This is a genomic window from Chloracidobacterium sp., from assembly GCA_016720705.1.
Taxonomy (GTDB): domain Bacteria; phylum Acidobacteriota; class Blastocatellia; order Pyrinomonadales; family Pyrinomonadaceae; genus OLB17.
The window spans coordinates 135,296-156,448 of record JADKKB010000007.1; the positions used below are offsets into that span (position 1 = coordinate 135,296).

Below are 21,153 nucleotides of genomic sequence, written 5' to 3' on the forward strand. Positions count from 1 at the left end.
TATGAGCATCAAAAAAGTTACACAACACCCGACTCAGAATGAAGGATTGATCTTCGAGCGTTCGCAAACCGGACGTATCGGATATCGTTTGCCAAAGCTCGATGTGGTCGCCATAGATCTTGACGAAATAATGCCGGCCGCATTGCGCCGCGACGATGACCTGAATGAGGTCCCTGAGGTGTCTGAAGTGGACGTTATCACGCACTTTACACGCATCTCGACGTGGAACTATTCGATCGATCTCGGTATGTACCCTCTCGGCTCTTGTACGATGAAGTACAATTCCCGGCTTAACGAAAAAACGGCTCGGATCGGCGGTTTTGCAGGGCTTCATCCGATGGCTCCCGAATCCGAATCGCAGGGCGCATTGGAACTGATGTACCGTCTGCAACAGGATCTGGCCGAGATCACCGGCCTACCCGGTGTCTCGCTCCAACCGGCTGCGGGAGCACAGGGCGAGATGACGGGAGTTATGCTGATTCGTGCCTTTTTGGATCAACGGGACGGCGAGGCATCCAAGGATCGCCGGGTAATGCTTATTCCCGACTCGGCCCACGGCACCAATCCGGCTTCGGCGGCCATGGCCGGATTCACGGTCAAGACCATCCACTCGACGCCCGAGGGGTTCACGGATATGGACCACCTCCGTCAGCTTTGTGACGAAGGCGGTGTCGCCGGATTGATGTTGACGAATCCAAATACGGTCGGCATCTTTGAAAAAAACATTAAAGAGATCTGCGATGTGATCCATACGGCAGGCGGGCTGGTGTATATGGACGGAGCAAATATGAACGCTCTCGTCGGTATCGCACGGCCGGGCGATATGGGCGTCGACGTGATCCATCTCAACCTGCACAAAACATTTTCGACACCGCACGGCGGTGGCGGTCCGGGCTGCGGGCCTTGCTGCTGTTCGGCTGAGCTGATGCCGTTTCTGCCAGTTCCGCGGATCGAAAAGATCGGCGACCAATATGCCTTGAACAGTGATTACCCCGCTTCGATCGGACGAGTAAAGGCGTTTTATGGCAATTTTGGAATGATGGTCAGGGCACTTTCGTATATTTACACGCACGGTGCCGAGGGGCTCAAAGAAGCGACCGAGGCGGCCGTATTGAATGCCCGATACATTTCTGACAAACTTGCCGACGCATTTGATAAGCCGTTTGACGCGGATTGTATGCACGAAGCTATCTTTTCGCACAAAAATCAATCCAAACGCGGCGTCGTGACGCTCGACATCGCCAAACGACTGATCGACTATGGATTTCACCCGATGACCGTATATTTTCCGCTCGTGGTCGAAGGAGCGATGCTTATCGAACCGACGGAGTCCGTCGGACGTGTCGAGCTTGATGCGTTTGTGGACGCTATGATCGACATCGACCGCGAGGCTCAGGAGGATCCTGAACTCGTGATCAATGCTCCGCATTCAACCCGTATCGGCCGACTCGACGAGGCATCAGCGGCGAGAAAGCCGGTTCTGCGTTGGAGGCCGGATATGGAAACGATGAGTCAAAAGGCCTAAGTGACGAGCGTTTGCCGAAGGTATTCGGTGGCGAAGATATCGGATCGGTTCGCCGGGCGCTTTAGAAACGAGCAATTGAGTTATGTTTATGAAAAAGAGAATTTTTATCATTCTCCCGCTACTTGCGGTTGCACTTGTTGCCGCGATCTCGACGCAGGCTGACGGCGTTACGAAACGCATCAAGTTTGCAAAGGGCAAGCACTCTGCAACCGTTTCCAACAGCGTCATCCGCGGAGAGGTCGATACTTATATCGTTGGCGCAAAAGCCGAGCAGATGATGACAGTTCGCGTAACCGCGATCGAGAACAACGCAGCATTCACGGTTCAGGGACCGGACGGCGAGTATTTGCAAGACGCCGGTGAAGAGGACGAAGCTCGGCAGGTAACCAACACCTTGCCGTACAATGGCGATTACAAGATTATTGTCGGAGGCACGCGAGGCAACGCAACCTATCGTCTGACCGTAACGATCCGCTAACACGGATTAACACCTCTGGCCGGAAAATTAGAAGCAGTTCCCTATCGTTGAATTCAGCCATACTTGCCAAAACGGGATCGACATCAACCTTGTAAACGGTGACGCACTTATCGATATGGGCCGCGAACTCATTCACTGTCTCCCCTTATTCAGCCAAGCTCCAGGTTTCACATCGCTTTTCTATCATCTTATTGCTGCAGATTTTCCGGGTTCGCTCGACTAGAACTTAAACGCTAATTTCCACTTATGAAAAAGCCGGTCCTGATCGTCAGATGGATCCTTATCAGTGTCTGGCTCTCGATACCGATCGGATTTCTATCGTTCTATCTTTACGATCCGCCGGCGTTTTCGGCTGAGGGTATCACAGAGTTTTTACACAACTTCAAACACGGAGTTTGGTTGATCTATATCGCATTGTCCGCATTTCGCGGCTTTACATTGCTGCCGAGTACGCCTTTGGTGCTAGCGGGCACGATGCTATTCCCATCGCACCCATTCGCAGTCTTGGCGGTGTCGATGGCAGGAATACTTTTGTCTTCGACGATGATCTACTATTTCTCTGAATTTTTGGGCTTTGACGATTACTTTGAGGAACACAAACCCGAGCTTTCACACAATATCAAACAACGCTTGGAGCAGCCTTTTGGCTTTTTGATCGTCGCGGGATGGGCGTTTTTCCCATTTATCCCGACCGACCTTGTCTGCTATCTTGCGGGGACGACCCGTATGCATTTCGGCAAATTCATTTCGGCGGTCGCAATCGGCGAATCGATACTCTGCTCGATCTACATATTTTTTGGCGGCTCGATCTTGCGTTTTTGGAATTAGCGAAAGGTGCCGATAACTTTTCCGTCAGACTGACGTATAATGCAGACTCGGTTAAATCTTGATGTCGCATTTTCGTAGGCCAAATGTTTAGCCGGAGCGATCGGCCATATTTTTGATGCAAACTTACCGTCGTCACGTGAATTTGTGGACTTTTGATTGCGTGGCAGTATTTTGATGTATATAATTTCGCTCGATTGCACCTCTCCCTTTGGTTTGTACGTTAAGAATATTTTTTGAGATCGTCGGCGCGTCGATGATTTGCACTCCCTAGAGCAATATTGTAATTATACGGAGATCTTTTGTAATGAAACTTATCGGGATTTTGGCGGCGTTCACTGTCGCATTGGTTGTATTTGGCGGGTCGCAGCTAACGGATTCATTTTGGGCATCGGCCGCCGCGGTCGATCCTACTGCGATGCCAACCCCGGAAGACCCTCAGCCTGTTTACACGTCGTATAAAGGTGTCACGGTCGGGATGTCACAGGACGATGCCCGTGCGAAACTGGGCGAATCAAGTCAACGATCAAATTCCGGTGACTTTTACACGATCTCCGACACCGAATCAGTCCAGGTACTCTACGATAAGTCGCAAACGGTCAAGTCGATAACCGTAAACTACTCGGGAAGCCTCAAAATGGCTCCGACCACCAAAGCTGTTCTTGGCGAGGACGTCAAGAAAGAATCTGACGGCTCTATATATAGACTCGTGCGCTATCCGTCCGCCGGTTTCTGGGTTTCGTATAATCGTACTGCCGGCGGTGATGCGACGATCATTATCACAATGCAAATGATCCCCAAATAGGGAGCATTTATGCGGATAGGCCAAAAGACGAAATACTTTTTCTAACAAAACCGGATTTCTATTTCAAACTGTGATTAGCGTCACATAACGAGCCCCGCATATCGGCGACTATATTTAAGTACGCTACGAGCGGGCGGTCACTTTGGATGGAGGTAACTCCTATTTTCCAAGTGGCATTTGTCGCATACTGAGACGCGGGCGGCAACGGATATTTAGCACGGTACAACTGAAAGTCAGGCGGCGTTTTGCAGGTGCCGTCGATGTTCTATATATTTAACTCTTATTATGACCACAATCGGTATCCCCAAAGAGATCCATCCCGGCGAAAAGCGCGTTGCTGCGACGCCGCAAACCATTCTTAAGCTAAAAAAGCTCGGATTTGAGGTCGTCGTCGAGTCACACGCCGGACACGGCATCAATTGCATCGACAGCGAATATCGTGAGGCCGGAGCGACCGTAATTGATGGTACCCGGGAACTCTGGGCAGCCTCAGACCTGATAATGAAGGTTCGCCCACCGGAACAAAATAAGGAACTTGGTGTCCACGAGGCAGATCTGATCAAAAAGGGTGCGTGGTTGATCGGCTTTATCTGGCCGGCGCAGAATCGCGAGGTACTCGACCTGCTGGCAAAGCGAAAGGTGACGGTATTCGGTATGGACTGCGTGCCGCGCATATCGCGTGCGCAGAAAATGGATACGCTCTCGGCAATGGCAAATATTGCCGGCTATCGAGCGATCATCGAGGCGGCAAACAACTTCCCTCGTTTCTTTACCGGACAGATAACTGCCGCGGGCCGGATCGATCCGGCCAAGGTCTTGGTCATTGGTGCGGGCGTTGCCGGACTCTCGGCGATCGGTGCCGCCAAAGGACTCGGAGCGATCGTGCGGGCATTTGACCCGCGATCAGCCACCAAGGAACAAGTCGCGTCGATGGGAGCCGAGTTCCTCGAGCTCGAGGTCAAGGTCAAAGAAGAGGGTGAGGGCAAGGGCGGATACGCCAAGCAGATGTCCGACGACTTTCTCAAAGCGGAAATGGCACTATTTGCCGCCCAGGCGATGCAGGTGGACATCATCGTCACCACCGCATTGATCCCCGGAAAACCTGCACCCAAACTCATCACACAGGGTATGGTCGAATCGATGAAGCCCGGTTCGGTGATCGTCGATCTGGCGGCCGAACAAGGCGGTAATTGCGTTTTGACAAAGCCCGGCGAGATCGCCAACCATAAGGGCGTGACGATCGTCGGCTACACGGATCTGCCATCAAGAATGGCGAGTATGTCGAGCCAATTGTATGGTGCGACCATAGTCGCCCTGCTCGGAGATCTGACCAAGGGCGAGGAGATCCACGTTGATCTCGATGACGAGGTCGTTCGAGGTGCGATCGTCCTCCACGAAGGCAAAATGATGTGGCCTCCGCCGGCACCACCGACACCGCCGGCACCGCCTGAGCCCGGCGTGCCGACCAAGAGTATGGCAAGCGTCGCCGTGGCCAAGGCAACGGCCCACGGGCACGGCGAAGGCGAAGGTATCAGCCCGGTTACGATGATCTTCATCGGACTCGTATTACTCGGTCTCGGCCTCGTGGTCCCTGAGGGCAAACTATCACATTTCACGGTGTTTATGCTGGCGATCTTTGTTGGATTCCAAGTCGTTTGGAACGTCAAACCGGCATTGCACACTCCACTGATGAGCGTAACCAACGCCATCAGCGGCATTATTCTCGTTGGCGGAATGCTCCAGCTTTCGGGTACCACATTTAACGCGACGGCCGTGCTCGGTGCGGTCGCTGTTTTGCTCGCCTCGATCAATATTGCTGGCGGCTTTTTAGTCACCAATCGCATGTTGGCGATGTTTAGAAAATGAAAGAGAGTTTAATCACAGTCGCATACATCGCCGCGAGTGCGTTGTTTATCCTAAGCCTCGGTGGCCTTTCCAGACAGGAAACCGCTCGCCGCGGAAATATATACGGCATCATCGGTATGTTGATCGCTCTGGTGGCGACGGTCTTTGCCATTAAGGACGGCAATTACATCCTGTTGGCGGGAGCCCTGATCCCGGGCCTTGTCATTGGAGCCGTTTTGGCTGCCCGCGTTCAAATGACGTCGATGCCTCAGCTCGTCGCAATGCTGCACAGCTTTGTCGGCCTCGCGGCCGTGCTGGTCGGTTTTGGCACGTATCTGGGCACGACCGAGATCGCTAAGGACGAGATCACGGTCCACCTTGTCGAGACATTTATCGGAGTTGCGATCGGTGCGGTTACGTTTACCGGATCGGTGATCGCATACTTAAAACTGCAGGGCACGCTCTCCGGCAAACCTTTGATGATCCCCGGACGCCATTTTATAAATCTTGCGATGCTTATCGCAACGGTCGTCCTCGGCGTACTTTTTGTAACGTCGCCGGACACCGCAGGCCTCAATTACCTGATCGCCGCGACGGTAATTACGTTTATTCTAGGACTCCATTTCGTAATGGCGATCGGTGGAGCCGATATGCCGGTGGTCGTTTCGATGCTCAACAGCTATTCGGGTTGGGCGGCGGCGGCGGCGGGCTTTATGCTCAGCAACGACTTGCTCATCGTCACCGGTGCACTCGTAGGGTCAAGCGGAGCGATCCTCAGCTACATTATGTGCAAGGGCATGAACCGCTCGTTCGTCAGCGTAATGCTCGGCGGATTCGGCACTGAGGGCGGCACCGTCGCGACAAAGAGCGGCGAACCCGTCGGCGAAGTTCACCCGATCGAATCCCCCGGAGCATCCGAACTACTTCTGCAGGCTCGCAAGATAATTATCATTCCGGGCTACGGACTCGCTGTCGCACAAGCACAGCATTCGCTCGCTGAAGTCTGCAAGATCCTTAAGGAAAAGAATATCGAGGTCAAATTCGCGATCCATCCGGTCGCCGGCCGTCTGCCGGGACATATGAACGTCTTGCTGGCTGAGGCAAATATTCCGTACGACATCGTATTTGAAATGGACGAGATTAACGAGGAGTTTAAGGGCACTGACGTCGCTTGGGTCATCGGTGCCAACGACATCGTCAATCCGTCAGCTCTCGACGATCCGGGTTCGCCCATCGCCGGAATGCCGGTCCTCCACGTTTGGGAAGCCCGCGACGTGATCGTTATGAAACGCTCGATGGCCAGCGGCTACGCCGGCGTCGATAACCCACTCTTCTACAAAGACAACACGCTGATGCTCTTCGGCGACGCTAAAAAGGTCGTGGATGAGATACTGACGGAGATGCGGAGTTAAGGGTTAAAAGGAGCTTTCCTCTCAGAAAGTCTGCGGAGCAGACGAAATAACTTTAGCTACACATGCAGCCGAAGGCGGAATGTGTGGTTGGGCAAATATACAACCCCAAGCGTGTGGAACACGCGAGATCGACATATGTCGCACACTCATTTCCTTTACCACATCGTTTTTGGAACAAAGGATCGCATACCTTTGATCGCGGAATCCTGGGAGACCGAACTACACAAATATCTCGGCGGCATCATTAAGAATCATGGCGGCGAAGCGATTGAAATTAATGGAATGCCGGAACATGTTCATCTGCTTGTACGTTTGAAACCTCTACCGCCTTTTCCTGACTTTATGCGGGAACTAAAAGCAGGCTCCTCTAAATGGGCGAAAAGACACCAACCTAAGTTTTCATGGCAGAGGCGTTACGGCGGATTTACCGTTAGCGAGTCCGCATCCGAAGCTGTTCGAAAATATATCAGAGATCAGAAAGAGCATCATAAACACAAGAGTTTCGAAGTCGAATATAAAGAATTGCTTCGCCTGCACAATGTCGAGTTTGACGAGCGGTATTTATGGGATTGAGGTATGTATGCCGCGTGTTCCACACGCTCGGTCGATCTCCGGCCATAAACCCCACGTTTCGCTTCGCTCCACATGGGGCTAAAGTTATTGGCGTCTGCTCCGCAGACTGAATCCATCTCGCTTGCTCGGCGGTCATTACGGCGCAATGGGCTTCGTCCGCAAATCCGCACGCAAATCCGGCCTCACCAAGAAAAAGAAAACCCCGTAGTTTTCGATACCTATCGTCGTTGATAATACCGAAGTTGGTGTATTATCAACGACGTTTCGCATTTACTAATTGGACGTTTGGAGAACTTTGTCCGTTCCCGTGTCACTGATTGCTCCTACGGGGCAACCATTCATCGCCTCCCGCAAGTCGTCAACTTCTTTGGGGGTTTCCGGCTGACGGTAAACGTACGCTGTGTAATTCCCGTCATAGTCTTCTCGACAAATATTGTTCGGAGCTTCGTATGAACACGAATCACAGGACACACACGTATTTGCATCTATCCAGTATTTGCCGGGGACTTGCTTCGGATGGAGCGTTGGCACAAATATCGACTCGTAAGGTTCTGCTTTTATGCGCCAGCCTTTGCGACAAATCACATATGCGGCCCCTGCGGAAAGCGGTGCGGCAAGCACTCCGAGAAATAATCCGATCTCAGTACAACCAGCCTGAGTGAAGAAGTCCGGTTTGCACTGGCCGGAGTAAAGAAAAGGTGCCACTAAAACGCATACACACAACGTCAGTAGCACCGCTATCGCCGCAATCACCAATGAACTCAGCACAGATCTTTGCATTTCCCACTCACCTCAGTCTTGATCTGTTGGAATTTCCATCAACGCCAGCCTTTTGACCACATTTCCCTTCTCAAGATGTTCTTCGATGATCTCGGGGACGTCTTCGGGCATTACTTGTCCGTACATTGTGCCGTCGGGGTGGACCATAACGGCGGTGCCGATCGAGCAGAATCCGATGGAGCCGCATTCGGTGAGGACGATCTCGCCCATCGGGTTGCGACCTTTCGATTCTTTGCCGTTTCGCAAGCTTTTTTCGGTTAGGATCCGATCGAATTCCGCCATTACCTTCTGTCCGCCGACTGCCGAACAGGATTTGCCCGTGCAAACAAATACCTGCCTTTTGATCCGAGCCTTGAGCATCGGGGCGAGCTTTTCGAGTTGCTCGCGGTCTTCAATAAATTTCGGTTTTCCCATACATATTTATTTTGCCACGCCGTACGCAAATTCACATCCGACGCGCGTTCAATTATGTTAGAATTTCATCAAAGCGGACGCGCGGAAAATGGCTGTCGGAATTATCATTCACATCGCTGTCGGGACAGAAAAACGCACAGAATTTTTCTCCCAAGATAGGATCAGGATCGGGTCAGACGAAACCTCTGATCTGCAGATACGTTCGCGCCTTTCGGATGCGGCGGCGGTCTGGTTCGAGATCGAAAACACCGACGGCGTGTACCGCGTCATCGAGTTTGACCCTTTGCTCGAACTTTCGATCAACGACAAACCCATCCGGCGTTATATTGCCGTAAGCGACGGTGACATTGTGAAGGTCGGCGAATCAGACGTATCATTTGCTTTCTTTTCGCTCGAAAACAAATCGGCGCTGATCACGACCAATCGGGACCAACCATTTATCTCACGCTTTATCGAGGACGCCGCGATGGAGTCGGCATCTTCGGCTAAACGCGATGACGCCAAGGCTTTCTTACGCGAATTCTCGCGTGAATTGATGCGTGAGGTGTCGGTCACCACTAAGCTCATCACGCTCGTTCTTATCGTTGCATTTCTGACGGGGCTCTTTTACATCGGCTTTGCCGTGAATCGCGAACTCCGTGAGAGCCGCAAACAGTCCGAACAGCAGAGCGATATCATCCGAAAGCTTGAGGCAAAGCTCGGCCAGACGAACGACCAACTTGGCCAACTCGATAAGACCAATAAGGACCTGATAAAGACCGTCTCGCTAGCCCCGAATCTGAGGGTCGAATATGGTGGCGCGGTTTGTCTGGTCGTCGGCGTCTATGACCTCGTTGATAAACGCAGCGGCAAGGTGCTGCGTTATGCCGATCCGCAGGCCTTTCGCCCCAATCCATACGAACCGAACCAATCGGAAGACCCGTCGGCGCCACCGATCTCGCCCGCTATCGGGCTGACGACCGAAGGCAACGGTTCGCCGGTAGAATACGACTTTATCGGCACGGGCTTTTACGTCGGCGGCGGATATATCGTCTCAAATCGCCACGTTATGCAACCGTGGGAAGAAGACGACCAGGTCAAGCAGATGATGGCTATCGCAAATGGCCGTGCTCGTGTAAAGCGCCTTGTCATCTATTTCCCAAATATCGCCCAACCCTTTCCGTTAAAGGTCAAAGAACTTGGTAATCGTGAGGATATTTCGATCAGTATGATCGATCCGACATCGCTTCCGGCCGCGTTTCCGGTGATCCCGATCGACGTCGATACCGATTCGGCGGCGATCGGCAAAACGGTGGTGACGATGGGATACCCGAGCGGACCCGACCGCCTGCTGGCGATGGTCGATGACGACGAAGCTAAGTCGATAAATTCACGATTTGGCAACTCGCGGCAAAATCTGATCAACTTTCTGGCTCAGTCGCAAAAAATAGTACCGCTCACAACGCAAGGTGCGATCACCGACCTCGACGCTAAACGCATTGTCCACGATGCCAAGACGGCCGAGGGCGGTTCCGGTGCTCCGCTGTTTGGGCAATCAGGTAAGGTCATCGGTGTGAATTTTGGTATTTTTACTGAAAACACTGCAGCGAATATGGCTGTACCGATAAGGTACGCGGTCGAACTGCTCAGAAAGGCGGGTTGGAAAACACCCGAAGAGATCCAGAAGGAAGCCGACTCTGACTCGCACCCCACATCAACGGATTCAAATGCGAATACCGCCGCGTCCGGAAAGCCACAATAGAAGTGTCGCAGTTCGCACTAATCGCTTTCTCGATCAGGGCTGTTCGCCGCCACTACTTCTAACCGGCTTCACGCTGACCTGATTTCTGGAGTTAATTGTCGTCTGCTCGGCCATTAAGAGTGTCTCGCCGCAATTTTCGTCGGACTCACTCTCAGCATCTTCGGGTCGATGACCCGGCAAGAAAAAGACGACAAACAACCCGACGACACACACGCCCGCACCAACTATAAAGACCGGTTGCATCGCCGCCGCCATAGAATCTTGGAGAACGATCAAAATATCGTCGGGTACGCTAGCCCTTGCGGCCGGGTCGATCAATGCACTCGGATTCGACGCAAAGCGTTCGGCCTGTTCGGCGGTCAAAAGGTGCTCAGCACCGCTGGCCGCGGCCCTTAGCTGGGACGCAAGCCCTGCCGTCAAAACTGCTCCCATTACGGCAACTCCGATCGCTCCGCCGATCGCCCTGGTAAATTGGTTTAGTGATGTGGCGACTCCCAATTGCGTACGTACGACGGCCTGCTGTACGGCGATCAATAGTGTCAGCATCGTCAGCCCCAGCCCGGAACCGATCATCATCAGGTAGATATAGAGCCAAAAAGTGGCCGTTTCGCGATGAAATGTGGAGATCAGCACAAATCCGGCGGTCATTGTCAGAAAGCCTGCGATCACCATTACACGATATCCGACCCGCAAGAGAATTCGGCCGCCGATGATCGACATCAGGACCCAACTCAGCATCAGCGGTGTCAGCAGCGAACCGGCCTTGGTTGCAGTCATACCGAGTGCTCCCTGAGCAAAAAGCGGTATAAATGAAATTCCGCCGAACATCGCAATACCGGCTAAGAATCCCGCGGTGATCGAAACAGATATCGTTCGATTGCGAAACAAACGAAACGGAATGATCGGATCCGTCGCCCGCATTTCGAAGAAAACGAATAGAGCAAGCAGGCTAATGCCGCCGGCTATCGTCAACAAATTTAACGGTGCAAGGATGGTCTCGAGTGTCGACCCGCCCTCGACCAGTGACAGCATCAATAGGCTGATCGCCCCCATCAGGGTCGCCGCACCGAAATAGTCGATCGATGGCCGTTCTTCGAGTTTAGGTTCTTTAAGCGACAGTCCGATGATGAGTGCAGCCAGGATCCCGACCGGGACGTTGATAAAAAACACCCAACGCCACGATATCTGGTCAGTAACAAATCCACCGACCACCGGGCCGACAATGCTTGAGAGTCCCCATACACCGCTGAAATAGGCCTGCATCTTGGCTCGCTCTCTAAGCGTGAAAATATCACCGATGATCGTCATCCCGAGCGGCACCAGAGCTCCGGCGCCGAGCCCTTGGATCGAACGAAATATGATCAATTGAGTCATCGACCCCGCGAACCCGGAAAGCAGTGTACCAAGCAAAAAAATGCCGATGCCCACCTGATAAAGCAATCGGCGGCCGTACAGATCCGACAATTTGCCCCAGACCGGAACCGTGACCGTCGAGGTGACCAGATATGCCGAAAATACCCAACTGTAATAACTGATCCCGCCCAGTGCGGCGATAACGGTCGGCATCGCGGTCCCGACGACCGTAGCCTCGAGAGCGGCGATCGCCATACCGGTCATAACACCGATCGTCACTGCCCAACGCCGACGAGGAGACATCTGCAGACGCGGGAGGTCGTTATCTATAATTTGCTTTGAATATTTCGCCGGCATTAGTTTGGTACTTCAAATTCGGCCCGATCTTTGTCAGCAAGCTCGCTTATCTTGGCCATCAGTCGGTCCGATATCTCTTTGTGGGTTCGCAATCGGTCTGTTTTGGCGTAAAACTCGCTGAGATCCACTTTTTCACCAAACCAGATACGCACCTTTTCACCGCCGGTCCAGTTTCCAAATATCTGCTTCGGGAGATCGTTGCCGAGGCCCGCGATAAATACGGGTATCACTTGCGGTCTGGCTGAGTAAATAACCTTGCCGATACCGGGTTGTGCGGGCAAAAATTCGTATGGCCCGCCGGTTAGGTTCCGCTTCCCTTCGGGGTGAAAACCAATGACGTGGCCGGTGCCGCTCTGGCAAAGCTGAACGAGCCTTCGCATCGAGTACTTGTCGAATTCGCGTTTAACTGCCTCGCGTTCCTCACGGAAAAACGGAGGATACATCGAAAACCAGCCCATAACGAGGTTAACAACCCAACCGAGCGGGCTGGTATAAAAGAATTTGGCCCTGACCGGAAAATACAGCGTGATCGGGCGCCGCATTCGTCGAAAGAGCACGCTCGACACCGTGTACATATCAAAAAATGAACGATGATTAGCGACTAGCACCAGCGGGACTTCGGGATCGGCATCTTCCACGTTTTCGAGGCCGAAAACGTTCATAAGATTGTAGGTCGCAAGGTAGATCCAAAGCGATCCGATATGTCGCTGACCGAATGTCATCAACCGTTTCCAACGGCCAAGATTCATACGGTGTGTCAACCAAAACCCGGCACGATCGACGGTACCGATCGCCCCGATCTCGGCCGGTTCCGGCACAAGCGGAGCCATTTCGGCCGCAGGCATCTTTTCCAAACTGGTATTTTCGCTGATCGGAGCCATATGCAAAGCGTAAGTTTAGCACCCTTGAGGCTGACAAAAAACCCGATACCCATTGATTTTTGTGGACTTTTTACTCAGATTCTAATACGATATTCCGATAATTAATTTTGACACTACAATCTACAAAGCTCTAGTAATCAGAACGTTTTCGCCATCCTCCGACTCGAGTGTCGGCATTGTTACTGCAAAATCACTAGCTACTTTAAATTTATGAAGATTATGAAATTCGGCTCTGCCTCGCTAATTCTGGCAGCGATCCTTACATTTACGAGCTCGATCTTTGCGGTCGAACCGGTCTCGGCCGACAAGGTTTGGACCAAGATCGACGACTCTCCGATCAAGCTAACGGGAGCCAACCGTCCGGTCGAGATCAAATCGTATGGGGCATTCAGTGTCAACGCCTCCGCATTAAAGAGTATTCTCAAGAGTGCACCGGAAGAGTTCTCGAGTGCACCGTCGGAGGTCATTCTGACCTTGCCGATGCCCGACGGTTCGTTTCAACGGTTTCGGATAGAACATTCGATGGTCGTCGAGCAGGGTTTAGCAGATAAATATCCTGAGCTTACTGCGACATATCGCGGACAGGGCGTCGACGATCCGACCTCGACGGTGCGCTTCGACATGCTGCCCACAGGATTTCACGCTTATATAATGACACCTCGAGGTTCGATAGTGATCGATCCGTATTCGGTAGGCGATGCTGAAAACTACATAAGCTACCGCAAGAATGATGCCCGGTCGACGGAGCAATTCATCTGCGAATTTGTAGGCAAAGATTTTGACCAAGCGATCAGGCCCGGCGACTTTGACGCGACACAATTTATGTCGTCAATGGCTCCGGAGGTAACTTCCGGAGCAACCCTTCGCACCTATCGACTTGCTCTGGCAGCAAATTGGGAATACTGCTCTGCCGCCGGTGGTAACACCGTCGCGGGATGCCTCGCAGCTCAAGTTTTAATAATGAATCGCGTAAATGGCGTATATGAGCGCGACCTCGCACTGCGAATGGTCGTTGTCGCAAATAACGACCTGATCGTTTACGCAGGCAACAACACAACTTGCCCGGTCGCTACTGGCGGCACTGCGTGCACGTCTGCAAATGACCCGTACGCCAACTCGTCGTCGGACATCGACGTCAATACCGGAAACCTTAACACAGTCATCGGCACGGCAAATTACGATATCGGCCATGTTTTCACCACCGGCAGCGGCGGTGTTGCACAGCTTAACTCACCGTGTGGCGGATCAAAGGGAGCGGGAACGACTGGCTTGCCCAATCCGGTCGGTGATCCTTTTGCGATCGATTATGTTGCTCACGAAATGGGCCACCAATGGGGCTCCAATCACACCTTTAACGGTAATGTCAGCAGTTGCGGCGGCGGCAACCGGAGTAACTCCAATTCATTTGAGCCCGGCAGCGGAGTTACGGTGATGGCGTACGCAGGCATCTGTGGCAATCAGAACCTGGCCGCGCACAGCATCGACACGATGCACGTCCGCAGCCTGGAAGTCATCGTTGCATTCAGTCAGGTAAACAATGGTAACGCTTGTTCGGTACAGACACCGACGGGCAATACGCCTCCGACCGTGACCATTCCTGCCGGCACCACCTATGACATTCCGAAACAGACGCCTTTCTCGCTAACGGCCGCCGGAGCTGACGCGAATGGCGATACGCTCACGTACGACTGGCAGCAGTACAATGCCGGCGGAACCACGGGAGCTGCATCAACTGTTCCGAATAGCGATGCCGACGGCATTGCTCGCCCGCTTTTCCGCAACTACGATCCGACAACCGACCCGACGCGTTACTTCCCTTCGCTCCAGTACATTCGGACCAATGCAAACGTACCGCCGAGTACGACCGGCGGATATTTGACCGGCGAACTGATGTCGGCGATGACGCGTTCACTTACGTTCCAGGTCGTTGTCCGCGACAATCGTGCCAACGGCGGCGGTATCAATACAGCAACCGCAACCGTCAAAGTTGACGGCAATTCCGGACCGTTCAACGTCACTGCCCCAAATACAGCCGTCACTTGGGCAGGAGGTTCATCACAGACTGTAACGTGGAGCGTTAGCAACACGACTGCCGCTCCGGTCAGTGCCGCTACGGTCAAGATCTCTTTCTCGACGGACGGCGGCCTGACATTCCCCACGACCATTCTAGGCAGTACCGCCAATGACGGCACGGAAACCGTCACAATTCCAAACGTGACGACGTCACAGGCCCGAATAAAGGTCGAAGGTGAAGGTAAGATATTCTTCGATATGTCAGACGTTAACTTTAGCGTCAATGCGGCGACGAGTAACCTCAAGGCTCCGTTTGATTACGATGGCGATGACAAAACGGATCTCTCCGTTTTCCGTCCGGGCCCGGGCGAATGGTGGTATCTGAAATCATCGACGGGCGGCAACGCTGCCGCGGCTTTCGGCACGTCCACTGACCGCATCGTCCCCGGCGACTACACCGGCGACAACAAGACGGACTTTGCATTCTGGCGTCCATCCACCGGACAGTGGTTCGTACTGCGCAGCGAGGACTTCTCGTTTTACGCCTACCCGTTTGGCTCGAGCACGGACACACCAGTTCCCGCCGACTATGACGGCGACAACAAGACGGACTCGGCGGTCTTCCGCCCGTCAACCAACACCTGGTACATTCAGAAATCGACCGGCGGCACAGATATCATCGGATTCGGCGCCTCGGGCGACAAACCCGCGATCGCGGACTATGACGGTGACGGCAAAGCCGACATCGCCATCTTCCGTCCGGCTTCCGGCCAATGGTGGATCAGACGCAGTTCGGATCTGACTGTAGTTGCATATGCATTCGGTAGCTCGACCGATCGGCCTGTTCAGGGTGATTTCACGGGTGACGGAAAGGCAGATGCGGCATTCTTCAGACCGTCGACAGGTGAATGGTACGTTCTCAGAAGCGAGAATTTGACCTTTTACGCTTTTGCGTTCGGGTCCACCGGTGACTCACCGGTACCGGGAGACTATGACGGCGACAACAAGATTGACGCCGCCGTTTTCCGCCCATCGACCAACACGTGGTACGTCAACCGCACCACGGCAGGCGTCCTGATCCAGGCCTTTGGTATCGCCGGTGACCTCGCGACACCTAATGCATATATCCCGTAGGCGGGTCTCAAAAGCAGAAAAGCGGGGCGAATCAGATTCGCCCCGCTTTTTTATTTCACTTAAGCCAATGGTTACCCGTATATCTTCGACACGAACTTGCCGGCCATAAACGCCTTTGGATCGATCTGACTTTGAAGTACCACGCCCTTGTATTCTCCGGTCAGCAACATCATCGCTGATTGACAGAGCGGCGCCGCGGTAGTCGTCTGGATCGCTCGCAGATTGTGACCGTTTATCTCGAGCGGTTCGACAAAGTACGCCTTCTCGATCATTCGCCGTCTGCCGGTTACATCAAAACCGTCAACGGACGCGTGAACAAGAACCAGATCATCCTCGACCGACGGAACCGCCTGCATCATCGCCTCCTGCAAACGGTGCGGGAGGTCGGTGTCCTTCGGAAGCGTCTCAATTATTGATTCGACCCATCCGTAATGCCCAACATATCGGAGCGTCTTGTAATCCAATTGCCGGGCTTTCCCTTCAAAAAAGTCCGGCAGATCCGCCGCTCCGCCCGATGTCAGATCCGCCTCGTATGTTCGGGCTCCGATAATGATCAATTCGCGAGACGAAAGAGCGGGACGCTCTGTGATCGCAAAATCGCGGATCACTCTTGAGTTTTTAACATACTCCGTCGCAACGCCTATCGGCGACCACGTAAATCCGTAAAAGTGCGGTGTGTGGGCGTGGGCCGTAAGGGCTCCGACCTTCATTCCAAGGCGTTCGATCTTTTCGTTTTCAAATTTAGCAACGAACTCATTATAGAGTTCCATCGCCTTAACATTGATAAACCCAGGTGCTAGGCCCGTCTGCAGGATAAATCCCGTGTCGGCATTTTTAGCCAGGTTGATGATCTGGTCAGTTTCGGCAACGTACTCAGTCAGATTGGCATAATGCATCTTGAATTCGACAGCATAGCCCGCCATCCGCGGAGCCTGTCCACCCGGTGAGCAGTCGAGCAGGACATCTGCCCGCTCAAATGCCGATCGCATCTCGTCATTCGTCCCCTCTCGGTCCATCACGACGGTTTCGACCGCAGTCTGCTTTTCAGAGTTAGCCGTAACAAAATCCCGTGCCTTTCGCAGGTTGCCTTGGTCAACGTCGCCAAGAATGACGGTGGTCTCAAAATCGCTCCACTCTCGCAATAAAAGTGCAGCCGCCTCACCGATCCCTCCGGAACCGGCAATAAATATCGTCTTTTTCATAATCGAATATTGAGAATTAAATTTAGAAGAATACTGTAATTCTACAATGCAAATGCCGGCTTGGCTACTATGCCATGCCGGCTATTTTTTCGATCTGTTTCGGAGCCTTAGTCGATGTTAAAGTACTTGGCCTCAGGATGGTGAAGGATGATCGCGGAGGTCGATTGCTCGGGATGCATCTGAAACTCCTCGCTAAGTTCGACACCGATTTCTTTGGCGGGGATCAACTGAAATAGTTTTGCCTGATCCTCGATATCGGGACACGCCGGATATCCAAATCCGTATCGCGATCCCTGATATCCCTGATGGAAAAGCTTTGTTAATGCGGGAGCGTCATCACCGGCAATTCCTAGTTCTTCTCGGATACGCTTATGCCACATCTCGGCCAATGCTTCCGCAGACTCGACCGACAGTCCGTGAAATAGCAGATAGTCCGTGTAGTTGTCGGCCTTAAACAACTCTGCTGAGTGCTCGCTTGCTTTGCGGCCCATAGTGACCAGGTCAAACGCTACGACATCGATCTTGCCGGACTCAACCGATGCAAAATAGTCAGCGAGGCATAGATTCTTGCCTCCCCGTTGCTCGACCGCCTGCCGCGGAAAGGTAAATCGCACGCGTTCTGTCTTTTCATCATCCTGATAGATGATCAGATCATTGCCTTTCGACTGACACGGAAAATAGCCGTAAGCTACTTTCGCCTCAAGCAGTTTTTCGCGTATTGCCTTGGCTTTGACCTCCGCAAACTTCGGATAAACCGTGCTTTCGAGGATTTCGTCGTACTCCTCTTTCGACTTCTTGCCCTGTTTGTACTGCCATTGGCCCTTGAACAAGGCGGTCTCGTTGATAAAATCAAACACTTTGGTCAGATCGGTTATTTCAACTATCTTCGAGCCATAAAACGGAGCCTTGGGGATAGCGACATCAGTGGAAATGGCCGACCGGGTCGTATGTGTCGTGTCTCCGGCCGATCGCGTCGAAACTCGGGCGGCGGCAGTGCCTAACTTAGCATCATCACCGACGAGGTCCTCGACATCGACAACGGTCTGGATCGCATCGTCGGGTTCCGACGACTCACCAATCGCAACTGATTTGACCTCGACATCAGACCCCGACGACTCTAAACTCGTTATACCGTCCATCGCGTGCAAGCCGTCAAAGGCGTCACGAGCGTAGAAGAGCTTTCCGTTATAAAGCGGGATCAGGTCTTGATCCACATATCGGCGATTGAGTGCGGCTCCGCCGAGGATGACCGGCACTTTTATGCCGCGTTCATTCATTAGCTCTAGATTGTCACGCATAACGAGCGTTGATTTGACTAAGAGTCCGCTCATACCGATCGCGTCGCCGCCCGTCTCCTCCCACGCACGCAGAATGTCGTCTATCGGTTGTTTAATGCCGAGATTGACGACCTTATAGCCGTTATTGGTAAGAATGATGTCGACCAGATTCTTACCGATGTCGTGGACATCACCTTTTACCGTTGCGAGGACGAGAACGCCCTTGTTCGAGCCCTCGGCCTTTTCCATATATGGCTCCAGGAACTTTACGGCTGCCTTCATCGACTCAGCGGACTGCAGTACAAATGGCAACTGCATCTGACCTGAGCCAAAAAGTTCGCCGACCGTCTTCATACCGTCTAGCAAAATGTCGTTGATGATCTCAAGCGGCGGATATTTTTCGAGAGCGACTTTCAGAGAATCTTCGAGCCCGATGCGTTCGCCGTCAATTATGTGGTGCTTTAGCTTTTCCTCGATCGGCAGATTCGAGATGTCGGGTTTGATCGACTGCGCCGACTTGCCCTCGAACATCGTCGAAAATTCGCCGAGCGGATCGTAGATGCAGATGTCACCCTCAAATTTTCGCCGGTCGTAGATAAGGTCGCGAGCGACATCGATCTCGTGTTCGTTAAACCGCATCAGCGGCAGGATCTTAGACGCATTGACGATCGCCGAATTCATCCCGGCCTCGACGCACTCGTGCAAAAACACTGAGTTTAGTACCACGCGTGCGGCCGGATTAAGGCCGAATGAAATGTTCGAAACGCCGAGAATAATATTTGCCTCCGGCATCTCGGCCTTGATCTGTCGGATCGCCTTGATCGTCTCGTCGGCATTCTTTCGGTCTTCTTCGATCCCGGTCGATATCGGCAATGCCAAGGGGTCAAAAAAGATGTCATGCGGCGAAATACCGTTTTCGACCGCCTGCTTGTAAGCACGGTGAGCGATGCGCACCTTGTCCGTCGCGAGCCGCGCCATCCCGTCCTCATCGATCAAGCCGACAACGATGCCCGCACCGTATCGCTTGGCGATGTCGATGACCTTCAAATAACGCGGTTCGCCGTCCTCGTAATTTGTCGAATTTAAGAGTGACTTGCCCCCGGCGTGCTCGAGGCCCGCTTCCATTTTTTCCCACTCGGTCGAGTCGAACATTAGCGGTATCTTGACCGCCGTCGCAAGCCTCGACGCGAGTTCGTGCATATCGGCAACGCCGTCACGGCCAACAAAGTCGACGTTGACGTCGAGGATGTGAGCTCCCTCTTTTTCCTGCGACTTGGCGAGATTGACCAGGCCGTCCCAATCCTCAGCGTCGAGCAGATCCCGCATTTTCTTGGAGCCCGATGCATTGACGCGTTCGCCGACGATCAGGAATGACGCGTCCTGCGTGTAAGGTTGTTGAAAATAGATCGACGACGCGGAAGGGATGAGTTTCGCGTTCCGCTCTTTTGGCGAAAGCTGTCCGACACGCTCGACTACCTGCCGCAGGTGTTCAGGCGAAGTGCCGCAGCATCCGCCGACGATATTTGCCCCGAAATCACGTGCAAAGTGCTCAACCTGCTTGGCAAAGCTCTCAGGCGACTCATCATAATACTGTGCACCGTCGCGAACCTCCGGCAATCCGGCATTCGGCAAAACGCTGACCGCCATCGGAGCATTTTCGCAAAGATAGCGAAAGCTGTCGGTCATATGCTTTGGACCGGTTCCGCAGTTCATACCGATCACGTCGATCGGAAACGGTTCGAGTGCGGTCAATGCCGCTCCTATCTCAGTACCGTTGAGCATCGTGCCGAAAACCTCGATCGTCACTTGAGCGATGACCGGGATCTTGATCTTCTGCGCCTCAAAGAATTCGAATATTGCCGCAAGTGCCGCCTTGGTCTGCAAAAGGTCCTGACAGGTTTCGACTATGAATATGTCCGATCCGCCGTCGTAGAGTCCGCGAACTTGCTCGCGATACGCGTCTTTTAGAGCCGTGTAAGTGATATGGCCGAGAGTCGGCAGTTTTGTGCCCGGCCCGATCGAACCGGCGACAAAGCGTGGCTTGTCATAAGTGGAATATTCGCGGGCGAGACGCTTAGCTAACTCGGCGGCCTTGAAATTAACGTCGTACGTCTTATCTGCAATTCCAAACTCCTGCAAAACGACTTCGCCGCCACCAAAGCTGTTGGTCTCGATCACATCGCATCCGACATCCAGAAAGCTTCGGTGCACCGTTTCGATCGCATCGGGACGCGTATAGAGTAGATTCTCCGAACAATTCTCAAAATTCGGTCCGCCCCAATCATCGATCGTCAGGTCGAGTGCCTGCAGGTTGCTACCCATCGCACCGTCAAAGACGATGATCTTTTCCTTAAGTAGATCAAGAAATTCTGTCATAAAAATAGAAAACTCTGTGCTAACTAAGCACAGAGTTTAGATAAAACTATCGTTTCCACTCTTGCCGTTTAGCGGGTTATTTTACGTGGCCGCAAGTTGCAATAACTCACCACTCAACACAATTGAAGTTTATAATCTCAATACGTGTCGGTCAACACCGCT

The 21,153-nt window shown here is 52.9% G+C and carries 15 protein-coding genes and 1 riboswitch; of the genes, 9 read left to right on the plus strand and 6 right to left on the minus strand.

Going from position 1 to position 21,153, the window contains the following annotated elements:
• Position 1 precedes the first annotated feature (1 nt).
• The 7 genes from gcvPB to tnpA all read left to right on the plus strand — a co-directional run bounded on the left by gcvPB (position 2) and on the right by tnpA (position 7,463).
• Positions 2 to 1,525 (plus strand): aminomethyl-transferring glycine dehydrogenase subunit GcvPB, encoded by a 1,524-nt coding sequence (gene gcvPB / locus IPQ00_07840; protein ID MBL0240469.1) that lies wholly within the window; start codon positions 2 to 4, stop codon positions 1,523 to 1,525.
• Positions 1,526 to 1,613: 88 nt separating this feature from the next.
• Positions 1,614 to 2,003, plus strand: a complete 390-nt coding sequence (locus IPQ00_07845; GenBank protein ID MBL0240470.1) for a hypothetical protein — start codon at positions 1,614 to 1,616, stop codon at positions 2,001 to 2,003.
• 246 nt (positions 2,004 to 2,249) lie between these two features.
• Positions 2,250 to 2,831, plus strand: a complete 582-nt coding sequence (locus tag IPQ00_07850) for a TVP38/TMEM64 family protein (protein ID MBL0240471.1) — start codon at positions 2,250 to 2,252, stop codon at positions 2,829 to 2,831.
• A gap of 304 nt (positions 2,832 to 3,135) precedes the next feature.
• Complete coding sequence (locus IPQ00_07855) at positions 3,136 to 3,633, plus strand: hypothetical protein (GenBank protein MBL0240472.1); 498 nt, start codon at positions 3,136 to 3,138, stop codon at positions 3,631 to 3,633.
• A gap of 285 nt (positions 3,634 to 3,918) precedes the next feature.
• Positions 3,919 to 5,499 carry a Re/Si-specific NAD(P)(+) transhydrogenase subunit alpha gene (locus tag IPQ00_07860; GenBank protein MBL0240473.1) on the plus strand — a complete coding sequence of 527 codons (1,581 nt, stop codon included), beginning with the start codon at positions 3,919 to 3,921 and terminating at the stop codon, positions 5,497 to 5,499.
• Entirely contained in the window at positions 5,496 to 6,890 is a 1,395-nt protein-coding gene (locus IPQ00_07865) for an NAD(P)(+) transhydrogenase (Re/Si-specific) subunit beta (protein ID MBL0240474.1), read from the plus strand. The genes IPQ00_07860 and IPQ00_07865 overlap by 4 nt, the downstream gene beginning before the upstream one ends.
• A gap of 135 nt (positions 6,891 to 7,025) precedes the next feature.
• A complete protein-coding gene (gene tnpA, locus IPQ00_07870; GenBank protein ID MBL0240475.1) occupies positions 7,026 to 7,463 on the plus strand; it encodes an IS200/IS605 family transposase in 438 nt (145 codons plus the stop codon).
• A gap of 273 nt (positions 7,464 to 7,736) precedes the next feature.
• Here tnpA and IPQ00_07875 read toward each other — a convergent pair whose 3' ends face one another.
• Both IPQ00_07875 and IPQ00_07880 read right to left on the minus strand, forming a co-directional pair.
• On the minus strand, positions 7,737 to 8,243 hold the full coding sequence (locus tag IPQ00_07875; GenBank protein MBL0240476.1) for a ferredoxin: 507 nt from the start codon (positions 8,241 to 8,243) through the stop codon (positions 7,737 to 7,739).
• 12 nt (positions 8,244 to 8,255) lie between these two features.
• Positions 8,256 to 8,657: a (2Fe-2S) ferredoxin domain-containing protein gene (locus tag IPQ00_07880; protein ID MBL0240477.1), complete on the minus strand. Its 402-nt coding sequence runs from the start codon at positions 8,655 to 8,657 to the stop codon at positions 8,256 to 8,258.
• A gap of 88 nt (positions 8,658 to 8,745) precedes the next feature.
• Between IPQ00_07880 and IPQ00_07885 the strand changes: the two genes are divergently transcribed.
• The gene (locus IPQ00_07885) at positions 8,746 to 10,398 is read left to right on the plus strand and encodes a trypsin-like peptidase domain-containing protein (GenBank protein MBL0240478.1); all 1,653 of its coding nucleotides are present in this window, start codon (positions 8,746 to 8,748) and stop codon (positions 10,396 to 10,398) included.
• Between the two features lie 33 nt (positions 10,399 to 10,431).
• Here the strand turns inward: IPQ00_07885 and IPQ00_07890 are convergent, their stop codons facing one another.
• Together IPQ00_07890 and IPQ00_07895 are read right to left on the minus strand one after the other, a co-directional pair.
• Positions 10,432 to 12,108 (minus strand): MFS transporter, encoded by a 1,677-nt coding sequence (locus tag IPQ00_07890; protein ID MBL0240479.1) that lies wholly within the window; start codon positions 12,106 to 12,108, stop codon positions 10,432 to 10,434.
• Positions 12,108 to 12,989: a 1-acyl-sn-glycerol-3-phosphate acyltransferase gene (locus IPQ00_07895; GenBank protein ID MBL0240480.1), complete on the minus strand. Its 882-nt coding sequence runs from the start codon at positions 12,987 to 12,989 to the stop codon at positions 12,108 to 12,110. The genes IPQ00_07890 and IPQ00_07895 overlap by 1 nt, the downstream gene beginning before the upstream one ends.
• Before the next feature lie 210 nt (positions 12,990 to 13,199).
• Here IPQ00_07895 and IPQ00_07900 point away from each other — a divergent pair, with 210 nt between their 5' ends.
• The gene (locus tag IPQ00_07900) at positions 13,200 to 16,136 is read left to right on the plus strand and encodes a VCBS repeat-containing protein (protein MBL0240481.1); all 2,937 of its coding nucleotides are present in this window, start codon (positions 13,200 to 13,202) and stop codon (positions 16,134 to 16,136) included.
• Between the two features lie 71 nt (positions 16,137 to 16,207).
• Here the strand turns inward: IPQ00_07900 and IPQ00_07905 are convergent, their stop codons facing one another.
• On the minus strand, positions 16,208 to 17,338 hold the full coding sequence (locus IPQ00_07905; GenBank protein MBL0240482.1) for a saccharopine dehydrogenase NADP-binding domain-containing protein: 1,131 nt from the start codon (positions 17,336 to 17,338) through the stop codon (positions 16,208 to 16,210).
• A 107-nt stretch (positions 17,339 to 17,445) separates the two neighbouring features.
• Positions 17,446 to 20,991 (minus strand): methionine synthase, encoded by a 3,546-nt coding sequence (metH, locus tag IPQ00_07910; GenBank protein MBL0240483.1) that lies wholly within the window; start codon positions 20,989 to 20,991, stop codon positions 17,446 to 17,448.
• A 48-nt stretch (positions 20,992 to 21,039) separates the two neighbouring features.
• Positions 21,040 to 21,114: riboswitch (SAM riboswitch) on the minus strand.
• Between the last annotated feature and the right edge of the window lie 39 nt (positions 21,115 to 21,153).